Annotated in this window: 9 protein-coding genes and 1 pseudogene; 6 read left to right on the forward strand and 4 right to left on the reverse strand. The window is 69.5% G+C overall.

The window, feature by feature from the left end:
* The coding region (locus PMI14_RS04565; RefSeq protein ID WP_007850307.1) for a LysR family transcriptional regulator at nt 1–836 on the reverse strand (836 nt) is incomplete at its 3' end.
* 170 nt (nt 837–1006) lie between these two features.
* Between PMI14_RS04565 and PMI14_RS04570 the strand changes: the two genes are divergently transcribed.
* The 6 genes and pseudogenes from PMI14_RS04570 to PMI14_RS04595 all read left to right on the forward strand — a co-directional run.
* The gene (locus PMI14_RS04570; RefSeq protein WP_007850308.1) at nt 1007–1504 is read left to right on the forward strand and encodes a cupin domain-containing protein; all 498 of its coding nucleotides are present in this window, start codon (nt 1007–1009) and stop codon (nt 1502–1504) included.
* The gene (locus tag PMI14_RS04575; protein WP_007850309.1) at nt 1501–1944 is read left to right on the forward strand and encodes a carboxymuconolactone decarboxylase family protein; all 444 of its coding nucleotides are present in this window, start codon (nt 1501–1503) and stop codon (nt 1942–1944) included. The genes PMI14_RS04570 and PMI14_RS04575 overlap by 4 nt, the downstream gene beginning before the upstream one ends.
* Nucleotides 1945–2012: 68 nt before the next feature.
* Entirely contained in the window at nt 2013–2654 is a 642-nt protein-coding gene (gene paoA, locus PMI14_RS04580) for an aldehyde dehydrogenase iron-sulfur subunit PaoA (RefSeq protein ID WP_007850310.1), read from the forward strand.
* Nucleotides 2651–3601 (forward strand): xanthine dehydrogenase family protein subunit M, encoded by a 951-nt coding sequence (locus PMI14_RS04585; protein WP_007850312.1) that lies wholly within the window; start codon nt 2651–2653, stop codon nt 3599–3601. Before paoA ends, PMI14_RS04585 begins: the two co-directional genes overlap by 4 nt.
* Before the next feature lie 3 nt (nt 3602–3604).
* Complete coding sequence (gene paoC, locus PMI14_RS04590; RefSeq protein WP_007850313.1) at nt 3605–5812, forward strand: aldehyde oxidoreductase molybdenum-binding subunit PaoC; 2208 nt, start codon at nt 3605–3607, stop codon at nt 5810–5812.
* A 76-nt stretch (nt 5813–5888) separates the two neighbouring features.
* A pseudogene (locus tag PMI14_RS04595) lies at nt 5889–6089 on the forward strand (SDR family oxidoreductase); the annotation flags it as partial.
* Nucleotides 6090–6135: 46 nt separating this feature from the next.
* On the opposite strand, the gene PMI14_RS04600 reads toward PMI14_RS04595, so the two are convergent.
* From PMI14_RS04600 to PMI14_RS04610, 3 genes are all read right to left on the reverse strand, one after another.
* On the reverse strand, nt 6136–6591 hold the full coding sequence (locus PMI14_RS04600; protein ID WP_007850317.1) for a hypothetical protein: 456 nt from the start codon (nt 6589–6591) through the stop codon (nt 6136–6138).
* A gap of 92 nt (nt 6592–6683) precedes the next feature.
* Nucleotides 6684–7193 carry a hypothetical protein gene (locus PMI14_RS34700; protein ID WP_146187932.1) on the reverse strand — a complete coding sequence of 170 codons (510 nt, stop codon included), beginning with the start codon at nt 7191–7193 and terminating at the stop codon, nt 6684–6686.
* 174 nt (nt 7194–7367) lie between these two features.
* The coding region (locus PMI14_RS04610; RefSeq protein ID WP_007850320.1) for a Regulator of chromosome condensation (RCC1) repeat containing protein at nt 7368–8315 on the reverse strand (948 nt) is incomplete at its 5' end.

Consider the following 8315-nt stretch of genomic DNA (forward strand, 5'->3'; position numbering starts at 1 on the left):
GACCGCCTGCCGTAGTAGACGAATGCGCTCGACTGGTCATCCACATGGTCCGTGAGCAAGGGGACCAGCCGCCCGGCGCGAATGTGGGCCGCGGCGGCAACCCCCGACAGCAGGCCCAGCACATGGCCTGCGAGCACCGCGTCGGTCTCCAGCACCTCGTCGTTCACGCACAGCGCGGGCAGCATGGGCTGCTCGACCACGCTGTCGGCCACCTTCATGCGCCAGGGCATCACCCGGCCAGTGCCCGGGCTGCGGAACACGCTGCAGCGGTGGTTGGTCAGGGCGCCCAGGTTGTCGGGGGCGCCATGGCGGCGCAGGTAGGCCGGCGAGGCGCAGACGATGAGCTGCAGCGGGAACAGCCTGCGCGCCACCACGCCTTCGGCCGCCGAGCGGCCGATGCGAAAACCCACATCCACGCGGTCCTCCACCCAGTTGCCGATGCGGTCATCGAGTTGCACGTCGGGCTGCACCTCGGGGTGGCGGGTGCAGAACTCGTCGAGCAGCGACCACAGCACGGGCGCGAACACCGAGCGCGGCCCCACGATGCGCAGCGGCCCGCCGATCTCGTCCTTGGCGCGGCGCGTGATCTCCAGCGCCCGCTGCAACCCGGCCAGCGGCGGCAGGGCGGCCTCCAGGAACTGGCGGCCCTCGTCGGTGAGCGACATGCTGCGCGTGGTGCGGTGGAACAGGCGCACGCCCAGGTGCTGCTCGAGCTGCACCAGGGCCTGGCTCGCGGCCTGGGGGGTGATGCCCTGCGCCGCCGCGGCCTTGCGCAGGCTGCCCAGCTCGGCCGTGCGGGCAAAGGTCGTGATCGAGCGCAGTTCGTTGATGGGCATGGGGCCATTATCAAGCGCAACTTGCCAATCCTTCAAGGCGGTGGGGGCTAGTCCCTGCAGGCCCTGGCTCCTACAGTGCCTGCATGGCCAGTGCACCGTGCCGCCCCGCTGCGGCTCCCGCCGGCCGCAGAACACCCCTCCCCCTTCTGCATGAACAAGGACCCTCTGTGATGAAACAACTCGCGTCCGCGGTCACGGCCCTGTCGCTGGCCGCCTCCGTCCTCGCGCAGGCCGACCAGGGGCTGCGCATCACCCGGCACGGCAGCCAGCCCTCGGCCCCCGGCCCGGCCCAGAACTTCACCGGCAGCGTGCGCGTGGACACGCCCTTCAGCGCCGATGCGCCTGGCCGTGTCGGCGGTGCCCTGGTCACCTTCGAGCCCGGCGCGCGCACCGCCTGGCACACCCACCCGCTGGGCCAGACACTCATCGTGACGCAAGGCGTGGGGCTGGTGCAGCGCTGGGGCGGCCCGGTGCAGGAGATACGCCCCGGTGACGTGGTCTGGATACCGCCGCACGAAAAGCACTGGCACGGCGCCACGCCCGACATCGCCATGGCCCATGTGGCCATTGCCGAGCAGCTCGATGGCAAGGCCGTGGAGTGGATGGAAAAAGTGTCCGATGCGCAGTACGGCCCTGCGCGCGCAACGCCGGCGAAAGGCCCCCAATGAGCAAGCCATTGCACAAGGCATCGATCCGCTGGCTCGCCGGTGCCCGCCTGTCCATCCTGGTCGCGGCACTGGGCCCAGCCTGCGCGCTGGCGCAGCCGGCATCGCCCCCACCACCAACGCAGGCACCGGAGCCCACGGCCGCCCAGCGGCTCATGGGCGACATCAACCCCAAGCTCGCCGAGCTCACCGACAAGGTGCTGTTCGGCGACGTCTGGGCCCGTCCGGGCCTGTCGCCGCGCGACCGCAGCCTGGTCACCGTCAGCGCCCTCATCGCCATGAACCGGCCCGACCAGCTGCGCTCGCACCTGCAGCGGGCCAAGGACAACGGCGTCACCGAGGCCGAGCTGATCGAGGCCATCACCCACCTGGCGTTCTACGCCGGCTGGCCCAGCGCGGTGACCGCCAGCACCGTCGCGCGCGACGTGTTCCAGAAGAAATGATGCGCGCACCGGCCAGTGGCACCTGGCCATGCGCCTTTGAGAACCACACCCCACCGATTGGAAGCCCCATGGACACCCCCGACGACTCCCTGACGATCTCGCGGCGCGACCTGATGATCGTCGGCGCCGCCTCCGCGGCGGCGACCACCGCAGCGGCGCAGGCCAGCCCGGCCGCACCGGCGGTGAGTGCGCCCCCGCCATCGGCCCAGGTCAGCTTGCAGGTCAACGGCAAGGCCCACATCCTGGCGCTGGACAACCGCACCACCTTGCTGGACGCGCTGCGCGAGCACCTGCACCTGACCGGCACCAAGAAGGGCTGCGACCACGGCCAGTGCGGCGCCTGCACCGTGCTGCTCGACGGCGTGCGCATCAACGCCTGCCTGACGCTGGCCGTGATGCACGAGGGCGCCCAGGTCACCACCATCGAGGGCCTGGGCACGCCACGCAAGCTGCACCCGATGCAGGCGGCCTTCGTCAAGCACGACGGTTACCAGTGCGGCTACTGCACGCCGGGGCAGATCTGCTCGGCCGTGGGCGTGCTCGACGAGCTGCGCCGCGGCGTGCCCAGCCATGCCACCGGCGACCTCATGGCGCGGCCCCTGCTCTCGGTGGACGAGCTGCGCGAGCGCATGAGCGGCAACCTCTGCCGCTGCGGCGCCTACTCGAACATCGTCGACGCAATGACCGAAGTTGCAGGAGGCCGGGCATGAAACCCTTCACCTACGAACGCGCACGCTCCCCCGCCGAAGCCGCCGCCGCAGCGGCCCGCAACCCGGCGGCAAAATTCATCGCCGGCGGCACCAACCTGCTCGACCTGATGAAGCTGCAGATCGAGGCTCCCGGCCACCTGATCGATGTGAACGGCCTGGCGCTGGACACGATTGAGCCCACGGCGCAAGGCGGGCTGCGCATCGGCGCGCTGGTGCGCAACACCGCGCTGGCCGCCGACGAGCGCGTGCGCCGCGACTACGGCGTGCTCTCGCGCGCCCTGCTGGCCGGCGCATCGGGCCAGCTGCGCAACAAGGCCACCACGGCCGGCAACCTGCTGCAGCGCACGCGCTGCCCCTACTTCTACGACACCGAACAGGCCTGCAACAAGCGCCGCCCGGGCAGCGGCTGCAGCGCCATCGGCGGGGTCACGCGCCAACACGCCGTCCTCGGCGCCAGCCAGGCCTGCATCGCCACCCACCCCAGCGACATGGCGGTGGCCATGCGCCTGCTCGACGCCAGCGTGGAGACGGTGCGCCCGGGTGGCAGCACCCGCGTGATCCCGATCGCGGACTTCCACCGCCTGCCCGGGGACACGCCGCACATCGAGACCGCGCTGGAGGCGGGCGAGTTGATCACCGCGGTGACCGTGCCCCCGCCCCTGGGCGGCACGCACCTCTACCGCAAGGTGCGCGACCGCGCCTCCTATGCCTTCGCGCTCGTCTCGGTGGCCGCCGTCGTGCAGCGCGACGGTTCGGGCCGCGTGGCCCTGGGCGGCGTGGCACACAGGCCCTGGCGCGTGGAAGCGGCCGACGCCGCCCTGCCCCAGGGCGCCAAGGCCGTGGCCGAGCGCCTGCTGGCCGGCGCCCAGGCGAGCCACGACAACGCATTCAAGCTGACCCTGGCCGAGCGCACGCTCGGCGCGGTGCTGGCGCAAGCGAGGACCTGAGCCATGAAATTCGACACCCCCGCCACCACCAACCCGATCGACCAGCTCAAGGTCATCGGCCAGCCCGTCGACCGCATCGACGGGCCGCTCAAGACCACCGGCGTCGCGCCCTACGCCTATGAGCGCCACGACGTGGCGCCCGATGCGGCCTACGGCGTGGTCGTCGGCGCCGGCATCGCCAAGGGGCGCATCGCCGCCATGGACCTGGACGCGGCCCGCGCCGCGCCCGGCGTGATCACCATCGTCACGGCGCGCAGCGCCGGGCTGCTGGGCAAGGGCAGGCTCAACACGGCCAAGCTGCTGGGCGGGCCCGACATCGACCACTACCACCAGGCGATTGCGCTGGTGGTGGCCAAAACCTTCGAGCAGGCCCGGGCCGCGGCGCAGCTGGTGCAGGTGCAGTACACGCGCGCGCCCGGCCGGTTCGACCTGGCGGCCGCCAAGGTGTCTGTCGATCCCGCGCCCCAGCCCTCGGCCGCCTCGCCCGACGCACGCGTGGGCGACTTCGAGGGCGCCTTCACGGCGGCGGCCGTGCGCGTGGACGGCACCTACACCACCCCCGACCAGTCGCACGCGATGATGGAGCCGCACGCCTCCACCGCCGCCTGGCAGGGCGACCAGCTGACGCTGTGGACGTCCAACCAGATGATCGACTGGAGCGTGGGCGAGCTGGCCACCACGCTCGGCATTCCCAAGGCCAAGGTGCGCCTGGTCTCGCCCTTCGTGGGCGGCGGCTTCGGCGGCAAGCTCTTCATCCGCGCCGATGCGCTGCTCGCCGCGCTGGGCGCGCGTGCTGCCGGGCAGGCGGTGAAGGTGGCGCTGCAGCGGCCCCTGATTGCCAACAACACCGTGCACCGGCCGGCCACCATCCAGCGCATCCGCCTGGGTGCATCGCCCGATGGCACCATCACCGCCATGGCCCACGAGAGCTGGTCCGGCGACCTGCCCGGCGGCAAGCCCGAGCGCGCCGTGGCGCAGACCCGGCTGCTCTATGCAGGGGCCCACCGACTCATCGCCACCCGGCTGGCCGTGCTCGACCTGCCCGAGGGCAATGCCATGCGCGCACCCGGCGAGACCCCCGGCCTGATGGCGCTGGAGATCGCCATGGACGAACTGGCCGAGCAGTTGGGCATGGACCCGGTGCAGCTGCGCGTGGTCAACGACACCCAGGTCGACCCGCACCAGCCAGCGCGCCCGTTCTCGCAGCGGCGCCTGATCGAGTGCCTGCGCACGGGCGCCGACACCTTCGGTTGGAGCCGCCGCAGCGCACGGCCCGCGCAGGTGCGCGACGGCCGCTGGCTGGTGGGCATGGGCGTTGCGTCCGCCTTCCGCAACAACCAGGTCATGAAGTCGGCGGCGCGCGTGCGGCTGGACAGCCGGGGCATCGTCACCGTGGAAACCGACATGACCGACATCGGCACCGGCTCGTACACCATCATCGCCCAGACCGCGGCCGAGGTGATGGGCGTGCCGCTGGCGAAGGTGCTGGTGCGGCTGGGCGACTCGGCGTTTCCCGCATCGGCGGGCTCGGGCGGCCAGTGGGGTGCCAACTGCTCCACCGCTGGCGTGTACGCCGCGTGCATGAAGCTGCGCGAGGCCATTGCGCACAAGCTCGGGGTGCCTGCGGCCGATGCCGAATTCTCGGGCGGCACGGTGCGCGCCGGTGGCCGCACGCTGGCCCTGGCCGACGTGGCCGGCCCCGAAGGCCTGGTGGCCGAGGACGTGATCGAGTTCGGCGACCTGCAGCAGAAGTACCAGCAATCGACCTTCGGCGCGCATTTCGTCGAGGTCGGCGTGGACGCCGCCACCGGCGAGATCCGCGTGCGCCGCATGCTCGCGGTGTGCGCCGCGGGCCGCATCCTGAACCCCAAGTCGGCGCGCAGCCAGGTCATCGGCGCCATGACCATGGGCGTGGGCGCGGCCTTGATGGAGGAGCTGGCGGTGGACAAGCGGCATGGCTTCTTCGTCAACCACGACCTGGCGGGCTACGAGGTGCCGGTGCATTCCGACATACCGCACCAACAGGTGATCTTTCTGGACGAGACCGACCCCATGTCCTCGCCCATGAAGGCCAAGGGCGTCGGCGAGTTGGGCCTGTGCGGCGTGGGTGCCGCGGTGGCCAACGCCGTCTACAACGCCACCGGTGTGCGCGTACGCGACTACCCCATCACGCTGGACAAGCTGCTCGCGCAATTGCCACCTGTGGGGTGAGCGGCGGCAAAACAAAAAAGAAATCCCCAATGGGTGATGTGGTGGTCGTAATCGGCCCCGGCTCCATCGGCCGAGCATCACGCCGCTGGCGCGCGATGAGCTCTCTGGCCCCAGAGGCGAAGGCTACCGGCACATGATCGGGCTGTGCCCCGCCGGCCGCGCCGGCACGCCCGACGAAATCGGCAGCATGGCCGCCCTGCTGATGGGGCCGGACGGCACCTTCATCACCGGCCGCGATTTCCTCGTGGACGGTGGCGTCACATCGGCCTGCTGGTAAGGCGAGTTCGCACCGTGAGCGGCGCTGGCGGGTCAAACGCCATCAACTACTTTGGCCAGCTCGAAGAAAGTGATTTCGCGTCGGGACACGCTCGCAGGAATTCGGTGGCCTGCTCCTGCGACACCCTCACAAGGATTGTCGAGGACGAATCCCAGCAGACCACTTCGAAGCAGGCCCCAGACAGTTGCGGGGATGGTTCGGGTGGATGCCACAGGTTGCGATTACCGTCCGCGGTTGGCGCACGGCTCACTTCGACCCGCGCCCCGCAAGGGAACGCGCTGAACACGCCCCAGATGAACTGGATCGGCGTGCTGAGCAGATCGGCAAGCGCATCGCCCGTCACCCAACCGTCACCGCCATCGAGCAGGGGGACCGAGACGTTGGTTTCAACGTCGCTCACATACCAGTCGTAATCCCTTGGATCGACGACCATGGCCCGCAAGGTCGCAGCCACGTCTGTGTACCACGCGACCTGCTCCGAGTTTTCAAGAATGATGTTCATGGGGACAGCAATCTTCCGAGGTCACACCCCAGGCGTTCTCAACTCGCGACAACGTGGAATGGATCCTGTGGTCTCGGGTGAAACTCGGGCATTCAACCATCGCCCGACAACGCTCCAGTGATCACTCCCGAGAGATATTCCCGGTCCCCATCGGCAAGCCACCTGGCCAATGCGACAAAAGCTGCGCCAGCGAAGAGCATGCCGACCCCGAGCAAGGGAAACAGTCTCCACTCTCCAGGCGCTTCGAAAGCCGTGCGAGCCGCCGAGCCTGTCCAATAGAGGCACACGCCGCACCAGAACAACATGAAGAATTTCACAACCCAATGGATCGTGAATTTGCCCACAAGCCTGGTTCGCCCCCCTGCAACCTCGAAATGGCCAACGAAAAAAGGCTTGAAGGAGTTTCCGGTGAGCGGAACCACCCTTTGCAGTGAGACTTTGTTTGCGGTGACCGTCCCTACCGCTCCACCTTCCTTGGGCGCACGGAATAGGGATGACTCTGCGGACCTGCGCAGCCTTGCAGCCGCGGCTTCAACGGACAGCGGCGTGTAAAAGGTCGCCGATTCGGAGCGGTACGGAGACAGCAGCACTTTCAGAAGCATGGCATCGGTCAGTTGGGCTCTTGTCATCCTAGCATCAGCCCCCGCAGACCCGGGACGCGCGTGGCACTACAGCGATGACTGGCTGGATCGGCAGGCCCAAGGGCTCGTTCAGGCAGTGACGAAAAAGAGCCCGCTTGCGCGGGCCCTGCCTGTATCACCGCACCACGCCACCGGTTACGGGATCACATACCCCAGCTGGTAGCGCTTGCTCGTGAGCATTTCGCCCAGGGCTTCCGAAGGCGTCACGCCCAGCCCATACCCGACGAAGAAGGCGCTGCCGGCAAGGGCCGTGAGGTCCTGGTCGGTGGCCAGGGCCGTGGTCGTGTTCTGCAGGCTGCTGGTCCAGGCGGCGGGGATGCTGAGCGCATTGGCGGCCACGAAGGTGGAGCCGTTGTAGGCATAGATCGCACCGCTGGCGGTGATGGCCACGACAAAGGCATTGCCCTTGACGCCGTTGGCCAGGTGGTCGCTGGCGATCTGCACCTTGGCCGTGAGCGTCAGACGCGTGGTGGGCCCGCTGGCGGTCACCGTGCCGGGCTGTGGGGAGTAGCTGGCATCGAACACCACGGGGGCCGGCTTCTGCGACAGCGTCCCGGCCAGCCCCGAGCCCAGTTGGCCGGCGCTGTTGCTGCCCCAGGCCACCAGGGTGCCGTCGGACTTCAGGGCCAGGGTGTGCTGGCTCGCGGCCGCGATCGCGGTGTAGCCGTTGCCCACGAGCTGGGGGCTGTCCACATCGGCCGGCGAATCCACGCCCAGCTGGCCGTTGGCATTGGAGCCCCAGACCCACACGGAGCCATCGGTCTTCAGCGCCACGGTGTGCGACGTGCCCTTGGCCACCTGGCCATAGCCCGCGCCCAGCGAGGCGGGCTGCTCATCGCCCTTCCACTGCCAGAGCGTTCCATCGGTCTTCACGCCCGCCGCGGTGGTGGCGTTCAACGCCACCTGCGCATAGCCGCTGCCCACCGGGCCGGTGCTGCCGTAGGCAGTGCGCCAGGTGTTCAGGACATTGTTGTTCGACACGTAGCGCAGCGCGCCGCCATCGAGAACGAACAGCGCGTTGTAGGGGCCGGTGGCCATCTGCTGGTAGCCACTGGGCAACTGGTCCAGCGAGCCACTGCCCCC

This window comes from Acidovorax sp. CF316 (assembly GCF_000276605.1).
GTDB lineage: Bacteria > Pseudomonadota > Gammaproteobacteria > Burkholderiales > Burkholderiaceae_C > Acidovorax.